This window comes from Eubacterium coprostanoligenes (genome assembly GCF_900167205.1).
Lineage (GTDB): Bacteria > Bacillota > Clostridia > Oscillospirales > Acutalibacteraceae > Eubacterium_R > Eubacterium_R coprostanoligenes.
Window position 1 is genome coordinate 1 of record NZ_FUWW01000036.1, and the last position, 1084, is coordinate 1084.

Annotated in this window: 1 protein-coding gene; it reads left to right on the forward strand. The window is 30.8% G+C overall.

The features are described from left to right. The first annotated feature begins 125 nt into the window (after window positions 1-125). The gene (locus B5D29_RS08520; protein ID WP_078769128.1) at window positions 126-1049 is read left to right on the forward strand and encodes a tyrosine-type recombinase/integrase; all 924 of its coding nucleotides are present in this window, start codon (window positions 126-128) and stop codon (window positions 1047-1049) included. Window positions 1050-1084: the final 35 nt, after the last annotated feature.

The window sequence follows — 1084 nt, forward strand, 5'->3', positions numbered from 1 at the left end:
TTTCTCAGAAATGTTAATTCCAAGAAAATTATTACACTGTTATTATATTACATATCGGCATTACAGTCAATTAGTTTTCTGTTGACAAATGCTACTGTACTATTTTTAGGATAAGGGGTTGCAATATGGATAACAGTTTTGAAAATGTTTCTTTACTTTGGCTTGAACACAACAGATTTTATTGGAAAGAATCCACCTACACAAAATATATTTTTATCACTAAAAACATAAGTAAAATTTTTTGCGACTGTATGATTGAAGAAATCAATAGCAAAAGAATTCAGCAGACAGTTAACAACATTTTGCTTTGTAATTTAATGTCAGTAACGACAGTAAAAACTTATGTTTCAGTCATAAACAATGTACTTGCTTTTGCGTACGACAATGATTACGATTGCGTTGACCATATCAAGATAATCTTACCCAAGCAACAAAAAAGCGAGCTTAAAATTCTTACACAAAAAGAGCAAAAAGCATTGACTACATTTTTGACAAAAAATATTGATTTAACAAAGCTTGGTGTTTTGTTTGCATTATATACAGGTGTGCGTTGTGGTGAGCTATGTGCATTAAAATGGGGAGATATAGATTTATATAATGGTTTTGTTTCAATTAACAAAACTATGCAAAGAGTACAATGCACTGATGAAACCGGCAAAACTAAAATCATAATAACGCCACCAAAAACACCAAACTCAAACAGAATAATACCATTGCCTAAATTCTTAATTTCAATTTTGAAATCATTCAATCCAAATAATGAAAACTCATATTTGCTGACAGGAAGTGATGAAAAATTTATTGAACCACGACAGGCACAGAATATTTTTAATAGGTGCCTTTCCGATTGCAAAATCAGTAAAATAAATTTTCATGCACTGCGTCATAGTTTTGCGACACGTTGTATTGAACTTGGAATGGATTATAAAACACTCAGCGAAATACTCGGTCATGCCAGTGTTTCAACTACAATGAATTTGTATGTTCATTCATCACAGGAGCAAAAACGTAAACAAATGAATAAATTGAATAGCCTTGTTAAAATATAATCTTTGCGTTTCTCAGAATTAACATTTCTGAGAAA